Genomic DNA, 17637 nt, shown 5'->3' with positions numbered 1-17637 from the left:
AAAGATGAACCAATCCACACTGACTCATGATATCAAAATTTTACTTTACCATAATTTGTTTCGGGATACTAAGTTTTAAAGCTCTGGGGCAGCCTGCATACCCTTTAACACCAGCCGATGCATCTATTATAAGTACGGATATAGTTAATTTTATAGAAGCCTATAAATTATTGAACCCGGAATCGGATTCTTTGGCTATACTACGGGAATATTATTTTGATAAAGGATCTTCGGGACTAAAAGAATATTGTAACAGGCACGGATTAACCCCGGAAAATTTAAGTAGCGCCATTAGAAATGCTCCTGAGGCGTATGCAGAGATTCCCTATTTTTTGGATTCTTTGTCAGAGTTTAATGAACAAGTGCTAAAAGAGTTTGTAAAGTTTGGCCAAAAAATCCCGGATGCAATGTACCCGCCAACTTATTTGTTAATTGGTGCGAATAGGGGAATAGCGCAGGCTTCACCACAAGGCCAGCTGATAACCGTTGTTAGGAGCCTTAAAAGACCAGACCGATTGATTAATGTAATTATCCATGAACTTGCACATTTTCAGCAGGCAAGGTCCCTTGGTTTCCAAACGTATGTTGGGACCTACAGCAAACCAAATAACATGCTCGATTTGATATTGAGAGAGGGTGGCGCCCAATTTATAAATTACTATCTAATTCGCGATAATGAGGGAGACTACAGCCAGTTAAAATATTTTGAAGATGACGAAAAGGCGTTACGGGATAAGTTCGAGAAAGACTTAAATAAACAGGATAGCAGTTATTGGTTGTGGGAATCATTAGATCAAAAAGATCGTCCTATTTTATTGGGGTATGCCGTGGGCTATAAGATCATTAAAGCCTACTACGAAAATGCCGAAGATAAAGAGGTTGCTATTCAGGATATTCTTGCCATTACCGATCCAAAAGAATTTCTTGCCAAAAGTGGTTATCCAATTCAATTTTAGGACGCCTACCAGCCTCCGGACGCACCACCACCCCCAAAACCGCCTCCACCGAAGCCACCGCCAAAACCACCGCTTCCAAATCCTCCTCCGGAAGATGATGATCCTCCATATCCTCCGCGGCCCATATTGCTGAGGATGATTATATCCCAAAGGTCTATGCCCCTTTTACGACCCCTTCCTTTGCCGCCGCCTCTTTTATTACGGCTGCTGAGAATAATTATAATAACAATAAAAATGATAATTGGCAGAAATGCCCCAAAGGGGAATTCCCCGTTTCCTCCCGGATCGCTTTCCGCTTTAAATTCACCTGTTAAAACACTAAAGATGGCGTCTGATCCTTTGTCTAGTCCGGCATAGTAATTATCTTCCTTAAATTCGGGAATAATCACATTCTCTATTATTCTTTTGGATAATGCATCGGTGAGTAAGGCTTCTACGCCATAACCCGTGTTAATGGCAATCCTGCGGTCTTCCCGCGCCAGGAGGATTAGTATTCCGTTGTCCTCATTTGCCTGCCCTATGCCCCATGCCTGTCCCCACTGGGCGCCCAGGTAGTTAATGTTTTCACCTTCTGTTGATGCTATGATGGCAACTACTATTTGAGTGGAGGTACTGTCAGAGTATCTTATCAGCTTCTGTTCCAGAGCATTCTTGTCAGTATCGGATAATAAACCGTAATAATCGTAAACACTGGTTTGGAGTTTTGGTTTATCAGGAATTGTGAATTGAGCTAAAGCAGTGCTCCCGGAAAATAATAAGAGAAGAAGACTAAGTTTTAGATACCTCATTGCTCAATTCATTTGTGTCGTTGGGTTTCCATGGAAAGTGGGCCTGCAATTCATTACCGGCCATGAGGATTCCGTTTATAATTCCTTCTTTAAATTTTCCTTCTTTGAATTTGTTCTGGATGACATCTTTCGTGGTATCCCAGAAGCCTTTTGGAACCACCTCGTTAATTCCTTTATCTCCGCAGATTACAAATTTCTTGTCATCCACGGCAACATATATTAAAACCCCATTACTTTCCCTGGTATTATCCATTTTCAATAAATGAAAGACTTCCTGCGCCCTCAGATAATGATCTCCGGAAGTTGAAGTTTCTATGTGCACACGTATTTCTCCGGAAGTATTCTTTTCTGAATCAAGAATGGCATTAACAATTTCCTGTTCTTCATCAGCAGTTAAGAAATCTTCTACTTTTGACATGGGAGCTGAATTAGTTAAATTCAAAATTCACATCGGGGGCATTTTCAGAGCCTGGATTTGCCTGGTACCTAGCCATTTCCTCAAAGCCAAACCAACCGGCTAATATTTTGTTGGGGAATTTTGAGGTGTAGATATCATAGATATTGACCTGTTCGTTGTACCTGTCTCTGGCCACATTAATTCGGTTTTCTGTGCCCTCGAGCTGAGATTGCAATTCAAGGAAATTTTGATTTGCCTTTAAATCCGGATATCTTTCCACGGTAACCAATAAACGCGAGAGGGCCGAGGATAACCCTGTCTGTGCTTCCTGGAAGGCTGCCATTTTTTCGGGGCTCAGGTCGTCTACGTCTATAGTTGTAGAAGTAGCCTTTGCACGAGCTTCAATGACATCGGTAAGCGTACCTCTTTCAAAATCTGCAGCACCCTGTACTGTTTTTACCAAATTTCCAATCAGATCATTTCTTCTTTGATAGGAACTTTCCACATTAGACCAGGCCGTTTTAGCATTGGCTTCATATTCTACGGATGTATTGTTGAATCCAACAGCCCAATTATAAATAGCAAATGCAAGGACCAGGAGGATAATTACGGGAATTAACCATTTTTTCATAATCGTATAATTAATTTAATGTATAGGTTTAAAGTTGACTTTTAATTTTGATCAGTTCTGCTTTGATTCCCTCGAGCTTTTGAATGATTTCAAAATTAGATAATGTCTTTTGTCTTTCTTCACGCAAATGTGTTTTGGCCCCTTCAAGCGTAAATCCGCGCTCTTTGACCAAATGATATATCAGTTGAAGATTCTGGATGTCTTTAGGAGTGAATTTCCGATTGCCTTTTGCGTTTTTTTTGGGTTGGATAACATCAAATTCCTTCTCCCAGAATCGAATGAGGGACGTATTAACGTCGAATGCCCTGGCAACTTCGCCAATTCCATAATAACATTTTTCGGGTAATTCTATATGCATTAATCCAGTGATTGATTTTCCTGTGTTGCAAATTTCAACATGTTTTCAAATTCCTCGGCAGATAAACTTCCATAGTAGAAATTTATAGGATTTATACGCTGACCATCCTTCCACACTTCATAGTGAACATGGGGTGCTTCAGATCTGCCGGTACTACCTACAAAGCCTATAAGATCTCCACGTTTCACTTTTTGACGCCTGTTTACGTTGTATTTGCTTAAATGCGCATACAATGTCATATACCCATATCCATGATCTATCCGAATATGCTTTCCATAACCAGAGGCACTATTATCTGCACGTTGTACCACACCATCTCCGGAAGCATAAACAGGTGTGCCTTTAGGTGCCGTAAAATCCATACCTCGATGCATCTTTCTTGCCTTCGTAAAAGGGTCTGACCGCCATCCGAATCCGGATGCCATTCGCGTTAGTTCTTCGTTATTTACGGGCTGTATGGCGGGGATAGCCGCCAAAAGCTTTTCTTTTTCCTCTGCCAGTTTGGTAATTTCGTCCAGAGATTTAGACTGAATTACCATCTGTTTTTGTATAATATCCAGGCGTGTCGTAGTAGAAATTATCATCTCCGAATTATTGAATCCTTCCAGGGATTTGTACCTGTTTACCCCGCCAAATCCGGCTTTTCGCTGTTCTTCTGGTATAGGATTGGCCTCAAAATAAAGTCGGTAAATATTGTTATCCCTATCTTCGATATTGGCCAGAACCTGCTCCATTTGCGCCATCTTTTTATTAAGCAGCTCAAAGCGCAATTCATAATTCCTGGCCTCCCTTTGCAGTGAAAGTTCTCTGGGAGTATTTAAAACGTTGGTATTGAGCAAAAGAATTAAACCCAGCAGACCTGAGATTATTGAACCCAGGGTAAAAAGGAAAATATTCCTGTAACGCCGGGATTTCTTTGGCTCTATCTTTCGATATGAAAGGGTGTCCGGATCGTAATAGTATTTTACTTTAGACATGAATGGATTTTATCCTATTTTTGTGCTTTCGTCTTATCAAAACAAACAAATATAAAAATTGTTTTGCACAAACCATTAAATTTAATAAAACCTTGCCATTTTAGATGACTTCCAGGGAAATAAGAGCAAATTTTTTGAATTTTTTTAAGGAAAAGAACCACAAAATTGTGCCTTCTGCGCCTATGGTCATAAAAGATGACCCTACTTTAATGTTTACCAATGCAGGTATGAATCAGTTTAAGGAGTACTTTTTGGGCAATTCGCCCATAAAGCACCCAAGAGTGGCGGATACGCAAAAGTGCCTTCGGGTGAGTGGTAAGCACAATGATCTGGAAGAGGTGGGTAAAGACACCTACCACCATACAATGTTTGAAATGCTTGGCAATTGGAGCTTCGGGGATTATTTCAAAGCGGAAGCCATAAACTGGGCGTGGGAATTCCTGACCAGGGTATGTAAAATTGATAAGAACAGCCTGTATGTATCCGTATTTGAAGGGAGTTCGGATTCAGATAAACTGGAAATGGATTTGGAAGCCTTCAATTTGTGGAAGGGCATTGTGCCCGAGGATAGAATTATTAAGGGCAATAAAAAGGATAATTTTTGGGAAATGGGAGAGCAGGGACCCTGTGGCCCCTCTTCTGAAATACATGTAGATATAAGATCTGATGAAGAAAAGGAAAAGGTGGATGGTGCAACTTTGGTAAATAAGGATCACCCGCAGGTAGTGGAGATCTGGAACCTGGTTTTTATTCAATATAACCGAAAAGCGAATGGTGAGCTGGAACCGCTTCCTCAAAAGCATGTGGATACAGGTATGGGTTTTGAACGCCTTTGTATGGTTTTGCAGGGGGTGCAATCTAATTATGACACCGATATTTTTACACCCCTAATCCGGGAAATAGAAACAATTACAAATACTACCTACGGAAAGGATGAAGAAACAGATATCGCTATAAGGGTTATTGCAGATCATGTGAGGGCGGTAGCCTTCTCTATAGCCGACGGACAATTACCAAGTAATACGGGGGCCGGTTATGTGATTCGCAGAATTTTGAGGCGAGCAGTTCGTTATGGATTTACCTTTTTGGATACAAAGAAACCTTTTATGTTTCGTTTGATAGGGTCATTAGGATCTATCCTCGGAGATACATATACAGAGTTGGTAGACAGGCGAAATGGTATCGAAAATGTAATTCGCGAAGAGGAGTCTTCTTTTCTAAAAACCCTGGAGCAGGGTTTATTTTTATTAGATAATGTTCTGGAGAATGCAAAGGGAAAGGTAATTGATGGCAGAAAAGCTTTTGAGCTTTACGACACTTTTGGCTTTCCTATAGACCTGACAGAATTGATTCTTAGTGAAAAAGGTTTTGAATTAGATAAGGCAGGTTTTGAGAAGGCTATGAAGGAACAGAAAGACCGTTCAAAAGCAGCCTCAGAAATATCTAAAGAAGACTGGACAATTCTCATGGATGACGTAGTACAAGAGTTTGTGGGCTACGATGTTCTTGAAACCCAGGTGAAATTAGTTAAATATCGAAAAGTAATATCTAAAAAAGAAGGAACTCTTTTTCAAATGGTATTCAACCTAACCCCATTTTATCCGGAAGGAGGGGGACAAGCCGGGGATAAAGGGTATTTGGAGGTTCCTAATGGCGATGTCGTTTATATCCTTGACACTAAAAAGGAGAATAATGAAATTATACATTTTTCTAAAAACCTGCCTATACACCCCGACGAGACTATGATTGCCGTAGTGGATAGCCTTTATCGGGAAAGAATATCAAACAATCATTCTGCAACTCATTTGCTACACCAGGGCTTAAGACAAATATTAGGCGATCATGTGGAGCAAAAGGGCTCTGCGGTGCTTGCTAATTATTTGAGATTTGATTTTTCCCATTTCACCAAAATGACGGAAGAACAACTTGCCGAGGTTGAGGATTTTGTAAATTCAAGAATTTCTGCTCAGATTCCACTGGAAGAAAAACGCAATGTACCGCTAAAAAGCGCAATGGATGAAGGTGCAATGGCTCTTTTTGGTGAGAAGTACGGAGATACCGTAAGGACTGTGCGCTTTGGTAATTCTATTGAACTTTGCGGAGGAACGCATGTTAAAAATACGAGCTCTATATGGCATTTTAAAATAGTTTCCGAAGGTGCTATTGCTGCCGGAATAAGAAGGATTGAAGCTATTACCGGAGATGCCGTAAAAAAGTCTTATGAAAAGAATGATAAAGTATTACGGGAAATACGCGATCAATTAAAAGGGATAAAAGACCCTTTAAAGGCGCTGATAACATTGCAGGAAGAGAACACAAGACTGAAAAAGGAGGTGGAAGGCCTTATGCGGTTAAAGGCTAAAAACCTACAAACATCCTTAATCCAGAAGATTGAGAACGTAAATGAAGTAGAATTCCTTGCAGACAAAGTAGATTTAAATGCTTCCGGGATCAAAGATCTTTCTTTTGAATTGGGTAAGGGTCGTACTAATTTATTTCTTCTGCTGGCTACAGTACAGGAGGGCAAGGTGATGTTATCCTGTTATATTTCAAAAGAACTGGTGGCATCGAAAAACCTTAATGCAGGACAAATTGTGCGTGAATTAGGAAAGTTTATTGATGGTGGGGGAGGAGGACAACCGTTCTTCGCTACTGCAGGGGGTAAAAATCCCGAAGGAATTGCGCTGGCATTTGATAAAGCTAAAGAATATCTGAAATAAGAAATATGCGACTTTTTAAGCCGAATATGGTAAATTGGAAATATATTCTGGGTGAAATCTTTTTGATATTTATTGGCATTAGCCTGGCTATTTGGTTTAATAATTGGAATGCCTCGAATCAAATAGATGAGAATAAAAGGGTTGCCATCGATAAAATAGAAGAAGAGATTCAAAATAATTTAAGGGAATTAGTGGCTGCGCGGAATATAAATATTAAAATTCCGGAAGCCATAGAGGCATATAAAGAAATGCGCTCTAAAACAGATGGGCAGGTGATTTCTAGTATCTCCGAAATGCAACTATTTCAGAAAAGTTTTCCCGGATTTTTGCTAATAAATGATTCTTTGAGAATAAATGATTCTATATACAGCTACTCTGGAGATACCAAAATAAATCTTGAACTCCCCGAATTATCAGAAATTGCCTGGGAAACATCCAGGAATATGGGGATAACTAATGCGTTTGGCTATGAATGTCTTTATGGTCTGGAAAGTATGTACAACGTTCAGCGTCTGGTCCAAAATGAAGTTAGCAAGGCGGCAGAGGCTTTACAAACTCAGGAAATAGCTCGTCTTCTTCGCATTCTCGGATTTATAAATCAGTTTGATGCCAAATTGGAGGCGGATTATAATTCAATGCTGGAGAATATCTCCGAGTGCTTGTAACCATGTAAAATGGACAGGATGAAACTTCAAACAATAGTGCCTTTACAACCTGAGGAAGAAGAGATTGATTATCAAAGCTCAATATTTCTCCTGGGCTCTTGTTTTGTTCAAAATATTGGAAAGAAACTTCAATACTATCAATTTCAAACCCTGCAAAACCCGATTGGAATTTTGTTTCACCCCTTAGCCATAGAAAACTTTATAGGGAAGTCTATTGAGCAGAAGACATATAAAGCTGCTGATGTTTTTTATTTCAACGAACGATGGCACTGTTTTGATGCACATTCAGACCTGAGTGATCCAACTAAAGAGTTGCTGCTTGGCAATTTAAATAGCGCACTTATAAAAACAAGAGATCAACTTGAAAATGCCACGCATATCATAATTACCCTGGGTACTGCATGGGTATACAGAAGTATTGAAACCCAGAAGCCGGTTGCCAATTGCCATAAGCTGCCCCAAAAGAACTTTACCAAAGAGTTACTGGCTGAAGAAGAGATTGAAGAAAGCCTTAAGCGTATAATTGCAAACATCAGAAAGATAAATGAAAGCGCTTCGGTGATTTTCACAATTTCGCCTGTAAGGCATTTAAAGGATGGATTTGTTGAAAATCAACGCAGTAAGGCAAATTTAATTTTGGCTGTGGGGAAAATTATGGAAGCCACCGAACAATTTAAAAACCTCCACTATTTTCCGGCGTTTGAAATTATGCTGGATGAGCTAAGAGACTACAGATTTTATGCGGAAGATATGGTGCATCCAAATAATCTGGCAATAGAATACATTTGGGAAAGGTTTAAAAATGTCTGGATTTCTGAGAAAACGGGAAGTGTAATGAAAGCCGTTGAGGAAATTCGGAAAGGATTGTCCCATAAGCCTTTTAACGAGGATTCTGAGCAGCATCAACTTTTTTTAAAATCACTGAATGAGAAAATTTTAGTGCTGCAAAAGGAGTTCCCATTTATGAATTTCAAACCATGAAGCGAATTTTAATAGGAATTGTAATCGCAATGGCCATGATTTTAATTTATCAATCGTGGAACAAAGGCAAGGTGGAAAAATCTATTTTAAAAGAAAATAGTATGCTTATCCGGCAACAGATAGAAAATGTAGCTAAGCTAATAGTAACCGAAGGTCACTTTTCTGAGGTATATAGTTATAAAGATTCTCAACAATTATTTGGCCCTTATTTTACAGCGGATAAGAAGGCATTGGTGGTTGTCAACGCAGAAGTTAGCGTGGCATATGATCTGAATGAGATCAATTTTGAGGTAGATGAAGCCACCAAAACCTTAAGGATATTGCATATCCCGGAACCGGAAATAAAAATCTCTCCGGATTTTGAATATTATGATGTAAGCGCAGATTATTTTAACCCGTTTAGCGCAGAAGATTATAATAAGATTAAGGAAAATGTGCAGGCTTCACTGCTAAAAAAAGTAAAGGGTTCTTCACTTCTAAAAAATGCAGAGAACAGACTAATAAGTGAACTCTCCAAATTTTATATTCTGACCAATTCATTAGGCTGGACCCTGGAATATAACAATGAAATCATTAAAGAAGGTGCTATTGAATTATTTCCATCCAACTGATCCCATGGGTGCCTGAAGATTACTTTTAATTGAATTGTTCAACAGCCCATTTAATATACTGTTCCCAGTCGTATTCGGTAACATCGTGCTTGCCGGTCCGAATATGGTAGGCTACGGTATTTTGGATTGGAGAATTCACAGGAGGCATTTCATTTGAAGGGATGCCTTTTTTGCCAAATAAAGAATAGACAGAAGTGGCGTAATAGGCGGAAAGGAATTCTCCTCTGGGGTCTGCCCATTCATCTTCCTTTGCGCTGGCAACATATAAAGGCCTAGGAGCAATTAAAGCCAGTAATTCGTGCTGATCTACTATTAAATCTTCCTCCGCATTGTTATATTTTTTGAAGTTTTCAGAAAACCAATAAGGAAAGTTTTTATTTATTTGAGCCACTGTTTCTCCAAACTTGCGTTTAGATAAGGCAGCTCCTCCACAGCCCGAATCATTGGAAATTACCCCCGCAAACCTTTCATCCATTGCACCGGCCCATAATGCAGCCTTACCCAATCTTGAATGTCCGAAAACAATAACTTTCGACCGATCAACCTCCGCGCTCTTTTCCAGATAATCCATAGCTCTGCTTAAAGCCCAGGCCCAGGCTCCAATGGCACCCCATTCATCCCGGGCAGGTCTTTTCTGGTCGCCCGTGTAGAACAGTGAATGGAGACCGTCTGTAAAATCATTTTTATCAGGGTCTATCTCTCCATAATAAATGGTGGCAAGGCCATAGCCGGCTTCGATAATTTTATTTACAGCCCATCTGCTGGATCGCATTCCCCTGCTTTCCTCAGTAAGCATATGGTTGGTAATACCTATTGATTCATTATTAAGGGACCAGGCCTCGGAAATTATTATAGCCGGATCATTAATTACGGTATGATTTCCATGAAAATTATAACCTAAAAAAATTGGGGCTTTGGCAATATTTTTTGGCAGGTACAAGAGTATCAGGTAGCTTAATGTTCTTTCATTTTTTCTTACCGTTACCTTTACTTGCCTGCGCCTGGCAAGCCCATTTAGTGCCGTATTGCTTTCTTCAACAACTTCAAAAGCAATTGCATCTGCCGTTCCCGGTACTTTGCCATAAACCTGAGATTCAAAAAAATCAATCAATTCCGGTCTTCTTTGTTCTTTCCAGGAGGCACTTGTCCGAATTTTATCATTGGAAAAGGTCGTCAGAGGATCGGGCAGGTCAAATTCCGGGACCTTGGATTCATCGTAATTAGCAATATTTTGAGCATTCATAGTTTGGAGGGCAAAAAGTAAACAGGCGGATAAGACATACGTTTTCATAATTTTTTATTAACTGACCAGATGACCATCAACTAAGGCTAAGCCGTCATCTATTAAATGGCCCACGTTTGGATTATTAAGTTTGACCGTCTCCAGGTGGGCTCGAATTTCTTGTGCGAAGCCATCATCACTATTATTTTTAGCCAGTTCGTAGAGTTCAACTGACAAAAGCCAGTCATTGGGGTATTTTTCACGTATTTCTCTAAACACCTTATTTCTAGATATTGTTGTATTGCTACCCTCGCGAAAGTGCCTTATCTGCTCATAATACCGTTCCAGTTTTTTGCGAGCTTCAGACTTTGCCGGTTTAATTGTTACTGAAGATATTTCATGAGTTACTAAATCAAAACTGCTGAGGTCTGCAGGGCCATTAAACGCCGATATTACACGTTCTCCCACAGCCATATTATACAAGCCGTATTCAGGTTTAAAAAGTACATTTTTTCCATGTGTTACCGTACAGTTCCTTAAGGTGATCAGAATAATTTTTCCCATAAGGTTTCTGGTGCCTGTTATAATCTCACCCTTTACTGTAATATCCCCCTCGAATTCCAGTATAATGGTTTCACCTTCATAGATGTTATATGCTTTCAGATCTCGGGGGCTCATATCTTCTATGGCCAGATTTATCCCTTTTAGTTTACCAATCGGCGATCCAAAGCCACTGCCATGTTCTTTCCTGCTATGCCCAACCAGTTCCTTTTCTCTGTAAGACAAAGCAGTTTCTCCGGTTGTTTGTACATATACCGGCTTGTTTTCATGGGCAATCACATCAGTAAATATTCCGGATATCTGCAAACCTGTGCTAAGCTCTATAGTACCCAGTTCATTAGCATTAATCAATTTTGTCACCCCCATGAGGCCACCTTTTCTCAAAGACATGCCATTGGCAAATTCTTCAAGTACCTGACTCAGAAAGGCAAAATCCGGAGTAACAAATAGTTGTGGCTGTGGTTTGGTAATATCAAAAGAAATATGCGCAGCTTCAATACTATAGGGTATTTTTTTAACCTTGTCAGTCATGCACCAGGCACTTTCACCTATGGAGGATAAAAGTCCCGCTCCATAAATCTTTGGTTCTTCAACAGTACCGATAAGCCCGTACTCCACGGTCCACCAGTGCAAATTTCTTATAAGGGCCATCTCACTGGGTTCACCCATATTCTGCTGCAATTCTTCGATATGTTTCTCGGCTTTGTCAATATCGGCCGGGGGGATACCGGGAGCTTCTTTTATTATGGAGAGATACCGGACAGCCTCATAAAGTTCATAATCCTTCGCGCTGGAAATGGCCTTAGAGCCAATTTCGCCAAACCTTCTCAAATATTCTGCATATTCGGGATTTGCTATGATTGGCGCATGACCGGCTCCTTCATGAATAATATCGGGTGCAGGTGTGTATTCAATATGTTCAAGTTGTCTTATGTCTGAAGCAATAACCAGGACATTATAGGCCTGGAATTCCATAAAGGCAGCCGGAGGGATAAACCCGTCAACGGCTACAGCGGCCCATCCTATTTCCTTTAAAATGCGATTCATCCCATACATATTGGGAATGTGATCTACAGATATGCCAGTTTTTTTAAGTCCCTCCACGTATGATTTATGGGCTACAGTGCTCAGATAGTCCACATTTTTTCGCATAACATAACGCCATACAGCCTGGTCTATGGCTGAATAATCTTCATAGTTCTGAGGTTTTATATACTGTTTAAGATGTGAGGGTAATTTATCTAAAATAGGATTGCTTTCAAAAGACATAACAATTTATTGATGCCTTATAAAGATACAAAAAAACCGCCCAAAGCGGGCGGTCACAGGTTTAATTTTCGGCCATGGCCTCCGGGGGAAACTGTCGCATTATCTGTGAAACGAACTCTCGAATACGTTTCTCCTTTTTTTCTATATTTTTCACATTATTCAGGGTGCCAACGCCTCTGCCCTGCCATACTAATTCTTTTTTCTCTGCATCTATCAAATCAATATACAAAGATCCTTCCGTTCTGGTGCTTACGTTATTGCCGTAATAGCCGGGCCCCCAAAAGTAAGGATTGTAATATCCGGGCCATCCCCATCCCCATCCCCAGCCCCAGCCATAACCCCAGGCCGGGCCATAAACATCTACTTCTACTCTTTCATTGGTAAAAATACTAACAAGCAGGTCGGGTTCTTCGGATTTAACAAAACCCAGAGAATCCATTTCCGTTTCAATAGCCCTCAGGATTCTTTTCTTGTCCAGATCGGAAATCTGCGCCCTGTCTATTCCCGTTTTATAAAACGCATAGCTTTTATATGCCGTAAAGTCGGTTTGTCTGTCATAATCTGACAATACATTTACCGAAGCACAAGAAGTCAGGAAGAGAATGAAAAGCACCGGAACTACAACTATTTTTATCTTTTTCATACCAGAAAATATTTTAGGTTCGTCAACCATCTTTGGATAAGAATAATGGCACAATTATCATGCCAAATAGGTAGTTAAATTACTGGGTATTTGTCTTTGCATTATACCCGTAAGGGCAGTGCCTGCAACTGCTCTCACAACAATAACCTCTTTTCAGATGATACTTTTTTGTGAAGACGCGGTAACCTTCTTCCGATAAGTAAAAATCACCTTCTTCAACCGGCAATATCTTTTTCATAAACACGAAATTACAGGAATATTGTTAATAAAGTAGTACTCATCAGTTCAAAACCCGATAAACTGACTAAGAACCTGAGTTTGGCAACTCAACGATTATGTTGGTAAGCTTTCGTCATTTATAGGCAAAAATAAAATTAACAATTATATTTGATACAGCTTTTTATACAATTGCCTATGATTGTGATAATTAGACATTTTTTTTACAGTAATTATGTTGGCCTTTCGCTATGGCCGTTTATTATCCTCAAGAATGTTTATTTGAAACAGGATGAGGTTTTAATTAATCACGAAAGGATTCATTTACGGCAACAGCAGGAACTCCTTATTCTTCCTTTTTATTTTTTATATATCACAGAATGGTTGTTAAGAGCATTGCTTTATTTTGACAGCTACAAAGCATATCAAAACATTAGTTTTGAGCGAGAAGCCTATCAAAATGAACTAAATATGGAATACCTTTCAGAAAGAAAACGGTTTAGTTTTATTAAATATCTTTGGAGCCATTAAGCCCTGAAGGTGTGTTGGTCAGCAATCAAAAGATATCCCATCCTCTCTTAGAGAAGAAGAAAGTAGAACTTCATCTGAAGCGTGAAGATCTGATTCATCCTGAAATTTCAGGCAATAAATTTCGAAAACTGAAGTATAATCTCCTCAGGGCTAAGGAATTGAAATATGATACCCTGCTGACTTTCGGAGGGGCATACTCAAATCATATTGCCGCAACGGCCTACGCCGGAAAGGTGAATAAAATGCAAACTATAGGAGTAATCAGAGGAGAGGAAATAGCTGAGAGATGGTCTGATAATCCAACTTTATCGGCTGCACATCAGCAGGGGATGAAGTTTAAATTTGTCTCCAGAACAGACTACAGGAAAAAAGAATCTACCGCATTTATAAATAAATTAAAAATGGAATTCGGTGAATTCTATGTGGTTCCGGAAGGTGGTACTAACAATCTGGCGGTAAGGGGTTGTGAAGAGATTCTTACTCCAAAAGACGCTGAATTTGATATAATTTGTTGCTCCGTTGGAACCGGAGGCACTTTGGCGGGAATAATTAATAGTGCTACTCCCAGCCAACAGGTCATCGGTTTTCCTGCCCTTAAAGGCCACTTTTTAAAAAAAGATATTTGTAAATTTGTTGAAAATGGGAACTGGAAATTATGTGAAGATTACCATTTTGGGGGATATGCCAGGGTGGATGAATCATTAATATCTTTTATAAATGAGATGTATCAAAACACCGGAATCCCTTTGGATCCTGTGTATACAGGAAAAATGATTTTTGGCGTCCTGGACCTGGTTGCCGGGGATTTTTTTGATCCCGGGATAAAAATATTAGCTATACATACCGGTGGATTGCAAGGAATTGCTGGAATAAATTTATATTTGAAAAGTAAAAATTTACCCATAATCGATATATGAAACATGCTACGCTGGTAGTTGTTTTCGCTTTTTTACTTCTGAGTTGCGGAACTAAAAAAAGAACTACCTATTCTAAGAATGCATCCTCTGAGGTTGTAAAGTCCGACAAAGCCAATAAAGATTATACAAAGTTTCCATTCCCGGAGGATGCCAAAAAGTTTACATACATCTCTACTTCCACCATTGAAGAGTATTTGGATACCTTTTCGCAAATAGCCCAGTTTGAAATGAAAGCCTATGGCATACCGGCGAGCATTACTTTGGCTCAGGGAATTTTGGAAAGTGGCTATGGTACAGGTACTCTAACTATGAAGACAAATAATCATTTTGGGATAAAATGTCATGATGGATGGAATGGTGAGTTTGAATATCACGATGATGATGAAAAAGGGGAATGTTTCAGAAAATACAATCATCCAATGTATTCGTTTCGTGACCATAGTATTTTTCTGTCATCCAGAGCACGTTATGCCTCCCTTTTTGAATTAAGGCGCGATGATTACAAGGCTTGGGCAAAAGGCCTGAAGAAAGCCGGCTATGCCACGGATAAAAGTTATCCTCAAAAACTGATTTCCTTTATTGAAAGGTATGAACTTTACAAATACGATAAAGAAGTTATATCCGAGGGATATCTGGTTCAGGCAGAACCTAAAGAATATGATTATAAAAAATACATTGTCCAGAAAGGGGATACCTTGTATTCCATATCCCGAACTTATTTTATTTCCGTCGATGAGTTAATGAAACTCAACGACATGAACTCCAGTAATTTGTCTATTGGACAGGAGTTGACTATTAAATCGGAACGCGTAAAATAATCTAGTATGATTTATCAGAGAAGCAGTGCCTTATTTGTGGAGGCCAAGAAATATATTCCAGGCGGTGTAAATTCTCCTGTCCGTGCTTTTAAAGCCGTTGGAGGTGATCCTGTTTTTGTTGAACGAGCCAAAGGAGCCTATTTATACGATGTGGACGGAAATAAACTAATTGATTATATTTCTTCCTGGGGCCCACTCATATTGGGGCATGCCCATGAACCTGTGATCAATGCGGTTATTGATAAAGCCAGGCTTGGAACTTCATTTGGAATGCCTACTGAAATAGAAACCGATTTAGCGCAATTGGCAGTTTCAATGGTTCCCAATATTGATAAGATTAGATTTGTGAATAGCGGAACAGAAGCTTGCATGAGTGCTATCCGTCTGGCCCGCGGCTTTACAGCTAAGGAAAAGATTATAAAGTTTGCCGGATGCTATCACGGCCATTCAGATTCCTTTCTAATTCAGGCAGGTAGTGGCGCGGTAACCTTTGGAAGTCCGAATAGCCCCGGAGTAACTAAGGGGACTGCAAAGGATACCCTGCTTGCACAATACAATAACCTGGATAGCGTGCGTACATTGATTGCGGCTAATAAAGGAGAGATAGCCGCTGTAATCATAGAGCCGGTTGCCGGTAATATGGGTTGTATAGTTCCTTCAGATTCTTTTATAAAAGGACTTAGAAAAATCTGTACAGAGGAAAATATTCTTTTGGTTTTTGATGAAGTAATGACAGGATTCCGCTTGGGCCGTGGTGGGGCACAGGAGGCCCTTGGAATAGATGCCGATATAGTTGCTTTTGGAAAAGTGATTGGTGGAGGGCTTCCTGTTGGCGCATTCGCTTCAAGAGATGAAATTATGGCTTATTTGGCTCCGGAAGGACCTGTCTACCAGGCCGGGACCCTTAGTGGCAATCCTTTGGCTATGAGTGCCGGACTTGCCATGCTTACAGAGTTGAATAATAGGCCTCAAATTTTTGAAAGCCTCAATAAAAAAACCATTTATCTTCATAATGGTCTGTCTTCTGTATTGGAAGAACAAGGAATCCCATATCAAATTAACCGTTTTGGTTCAATGATATCTGTTCATTTTACCGAGAACCCGGTAATAGATTTTAACAGCTCGGCTAAGGGGAACAATGAATTCTTCCGCAAGTATTTTCATGGAATGTTAAAGGAAGGAATATATCTTCCACCGAGTGCATTTGAAAGCTATTTCCTCAATGATGCAATTAGTTATGAAGATTTGGACTATACCATTGAAGTCTTAAAGAAAATTGCGCCCAGTTTGGTTTAAATAGAAGTTGTTTTAATTAGAAACGGAATACAGTACAAATTAGTTGTTGTTCTATATTCCGCTTTTCCTAATACTTAAGACCTATTTACCATGTTCCCTATGGGAATCATGGCCCCTCTTGCCTTCTTTTAGATGATTCCTGCGATGATGATGAATACGTTCCCATTTTTTGAATTGCTCTTCTGAAAGAATTTGTTTTATTTTTCCTTTTTGAGCAATCATCCTGTCCAATTTGTCTTTTTGAAACTCAAATCGTTCATCTGCATCGGGCCTGATCCTGCCTTCTTCTTCCTTTACTGACTTCCTTTCCAACATTAAAGCTTGTCGTTCTTTAGCATTTTCCAAATTGAGCTTTTGGATTTCTTTTTGTTGAGCGGCACTTAAATCCAGGGCCAAATTCATTTTTTTTGTCTTGAGGATTGCTATTTGTTCCGGAGACATATCTTTCATCCCACCTTGTTCAGAATCAAAATGGCCCCCTCTTTGAGAAAAACCCATCAATCCAATTAATAATACGGTTGTAACCAATACTTTTTTCATGTGTTTATGTTTTTGTTATATGTATTGGATTGTTAATTCGTGATTAGGTTTAAACCATGTCCTGAGTTTATAATAATTTTAACACTTAGCGGGCATGGCAGGTAAGTCTGCAGTTGTATTATTTAAATCTTTATTACAAACAAAAAGGGCACGGTTTATACCGGGCCCTTTATATAGGAATTTATATATGGATTTGCTTTACTAATTCAGATCTTCTAGCTCAATGAAGAACGCAGGTGCTAAATAGTCATTGGAAACTTCTACGACCGCTACCGCAGAAAACTTCTGTTCATTGTTCTCATAACTGTCCAGTTCATAGTAGGTAAAGGCAGATAACACAAAACAAACAAAATAAAGAAGACTTTTCGCTTTATAAGACATAGTTATGGGGGTTTTTGTTCCTTACTAAGGTATAACCAATAACGAGCCAAATGGAATGATTGTTGTGAATGTTGCTTTTTTTATGGTTAAAAAGGCATTATTTGTGGTCTGCCCCGTTTTTGCCGGGTTTTTGGTTAAAAGCGCCTTGCATTTAGTACC

Annotated in this window: 20 protein-coding genes; 9 read left to right on the top strand and 11 right to left on the bottom strand. The window is 39.5% G+C overall.

Annotated elements, in window-relative coordinates; all coding sequences use genetic code 11:
- Window positions 1-26: 26 nt before the first annotated feature.
- Window positions 27-956, top strand: coding sequence for a DUF2268 domain-containing putative Zn-dependent protease (locus G504_RS0103785; RefSeq protein WP_019668809.1), 930 nt, complete (start codon window positions 27-29; stop codon window positions 954-956).
- A gap of 5 nt (window positions 957-961) precedes the next feature.
- On the opposite strand, the gene G504_RS0103780 is transcribed toward G504_RS0103785, so the two are convergent.
- The 5 genes from G504_RS0103780 to G504_RS0103760 are packed head-to-tail and all read right to left on the bottom strand — an operon-like array spanning window position 962 to window position 4107.
- Window positions 962-1744: a TPM domain-containing protein gene (locus G504_RS0103780; RefSeq protein WP_019668808.1), complete on the bottom strand. Its 783-nt coding sequence runs from the start codon at window positions 1742-1744 to the stop codon at window positions 962-964.
- The gene (locus G504_RS0103775) at window positions 1725-2162 is read right to left on the bottom strand and encodes a TPM domain-containing protein (RefSeq protein WP_019668807.1); all 438 of its coding nucleotides are present in this window, start codon (window positions 2160-2162) and stop codon (window positions 1725-1727) included. Before G504_RS0103775 ends, G504_RS0103780 begins: the two co-directional genes overlap by 20 nt.
- Before the next feature lie 10 nt (window positions 2163-2172).
- A complete protein-coding gene (locus G504_RS0103770) occupies window positions 2173-2772 on the bottom strand; it encodes a LemA family protein (protein WP_019668806.1) in 600 nt (199 codons plus the stop codon).
- 28 nt (window positions 2773-2800) lie between these two features.
- The gene (locus G504_RS0103765; RefSeq protein WP_019668805.1) at window positions 2801-3130 is read right to left on the bottom strand and encodes a MerR family transcriptional regulator; all 330 of its coding nucleotides are present in this window, start codon (window positions 3128-3130) and stop codon (window positions 2801-2803) included.
- A complete protein-coding gene (locus G504_RS0103760) occupies window positions 3130-4107 on the bottom strand; it encodes a M23 family metallopeptidase (RefSeq protein WP_019668804.1) in 978 nt (325 codons plus the stop codon). Before G504_RS0103760 ends, G504_RS0103765 begins: the two co-directional genes overlap by 1 nt.
- A gap of 104 nt (window positions 4108-4211) precedes the next feature.
- Between G504_RS0103760 and alaS the strand changes: the two genes are divergently transcribed.
- The 4 genes from alaS to G504_RS0103740 are packed head-to-tail and all read left to right on the top strand — an operon-like array spanning window position 4212 to window position 9084.
- Window positions 4212-6827: an alanine--tRNA ligase gene (alaS, locus tag G504_RS0103755; protein ID WP_019668803.1), complete on the top strand. Its 2616-nt coding sequence runs from the start codon at window positions 4212-4214 to the stop codon at window positions 6825-6827.
- A 5-nt stretch (window positions 6828-6832) separates the two neighbouring features.
- Window positions 6833-7492, top strand: a complete 660-nt coding sequence (locus G504_RS0103750) for a hypothetical protein (RefSeq protein WP_019668802.1) — start codon at window positions 6833-6835, stop codon at window positions 7490-7492.
- A gap of 18 nt (window positions 7493-7510) precedes the next feature.
- Entirely contained in the window at window positions 7511-8473 is a 963-nt protein-coding gene (locus tag G504_RS0103745) for a GSCFA domain-containing protein (protein WP_026348374.1), read from the top strand.
- Entirely contained in the window at window positions 8470-9084 is a 615-nt protein-coding gene (locus tag G504_RS0103740; RefSeq protein ID WP_019668800.1) for a DUF4230 domain-containing protein, read from the top strand. The genes G504_RS0103745 and G504_RS0103740 overlap by 4 nt, the downstream gene beginning before the upstream one ends.
- Window positions 9085-9109: 25 nt before the next feature.
- Here G504_RS0103740 and G504_RS0103735 read toward each other — a convergent pair whose 3' ends face one another.
- The 4 genes from G504_RS0103735 to G504_RS19760 all read right to left on the bottom strand — a co-directional run bounded on the left by G504_RS0103735 (window position 9110) and on the right by G504_RS19760 (window position 13017).
- Window positions 9110-10375, bottom strand: coding sequence for a glucuronyl esterase domain-containing protein (locus G504_RS0103735; RefSeq protein ID WP_026348373.1), 1266 nt, complete (start codon window positions 10373-10375; stop codon window positions 9110-9112).
- Between the two features lie 9 nt (window positions 10376-10384).
- Window positions 10385-12136 carry an aromatic amino acid hydroxylase gene (locus tag G504_RS0103730; RefSeq protein WP_019668798.1) on the bottom strand — a complete coding sequence of 584 codons (1752 nt, stop codon included), beginning with the start codon at window positions 12134-12136 and terminating at the stop codon, window positions 10385-10387.
- 61 nt (window positions 12137-12197) lie between these two features.
- Complete coding sequence (locus G504_RS0103725; RefSeq protein WP_026348372.1) at window positions 12198-12779, bottom strand: DUF4136 domain-containing protein; 582 nt, start codon at window positions 12777-12779, stop codon at window positions 12198-12200.
- 79 nt (window positions 12780-12858) lie between these two features.
- Window positions 12859-13017: a DUF5522 domain-containing protein gene (locus G504_RS19760; RefSeq protein WP_169336896.1), complete on the bottom strand. Its 159-nt coding sequence runs from the start codon at window positions 13015-13017 to the stop codon at window positions 12859-12861.
- A 176-nt stretch (window positions 13018-13193) separates the two neighbouring features.
- On the opposite strand from G504_RS19760, the gene G504_RS0103720 reads away from it, so the two are divergent.
- The 4 genes from G504_RS0103720 to hemL are packed head-to-tail and all read left to right on the top strand — an operon-like array spanning window position 13194 to window position 16557.
- A complete protein-coding gene (locus G504_RS0103720; RefSeq protein ID WP_019668796.1) occupies window positions 13194-13526 on the top strand; it encodes a hypothetical protein in 333 nt (110 codons plus the stop codon).
- Window positions 13514-14443, top strand: coding sequence for a 1-aminocyclopropane-1-carboxylate deaminase/D-cysteine desulfhydrase (locus G504_RS0103715; protein WP_019668795.1), 930 nt, complete (start codon window positions 13514-13516; stop codon window positions 14441-14443). Before G504_RS0103720 ends, G504_RS0103715 begins: the two co-directional genes overlap by 13 nt.
- The gene (locus G504_RS0103710; protein WP_019668794.1) at window positions 14440-15261 is read left to right on the top strand and encodes a glucosaminidase domain-containing protein; all 822 of its coding nucleotides are present in this window, start codon (window positions 14440-14442) and stop codon (window positions 15259-15261) included. Before G504_RS0103715 ends, G504_RS0103710 begins: the two co-directional genes overlap by 4 nt.
- Window positions 15262-15267: 6 nt before the next feature.
- Entirely contained in the window at window positions 15268-16557 is a 1290-nt protein-coding gene (gene hemL, locus G504_RS0103705) for a glutamate-1-semialdehyde 2,1-aminomutase (RefSeq protein ID WP_019668793.1), read from the top strand.
- Window positions 16558-16638: 81 nt separating this feature from the next.
- On the opposite strand, the gene G504_RS0103700 is transcribed toward hemL, so the two are convergent.
- Together G504_RS0103700 and G504_RS0103690 are read right to left on the bottom strand one after the other, a co-directional pair.
- Window positions 16639-17097: a hypothetical protein gene (locus tag G504_RS0103700; RefSeq protein WP_019668792.1), complete on the bottom strand. Its 459-nt coding sequence runs from the start codon at window positions 17095-17097 to the stop codon at window positions 16639-16641.
- A 201-nt stretch (window positions 17098-17298) separates the two neighbouring features.
- Window positions 17299-17478, bottom strand: a complete 180-nt coding sequence (locus tag G504_RS0103690; protein WP_019668790.1) for a hypothetical protein — start codon at window positions 17476-17478, stop codon at window positions 17299-17301.
- Window positions 17479-17637 lie beyond the last annotated feature (159 nt).

Source organism: Eudoraea adriatica DSM 19308 (genome assembly GCF_000382125.1).
In the GTDB taxonomy this organism is placed as follows: domain Bacteria; phylum Bacteroidota; class Bacteroidia; order Flavobacteriales; family Flavobacteriaceae; genus Eudoraea; species Eudoraea adriatica.
This window is presented reverse-complemented; position numbering and strand designations above follow the sequence as displayed.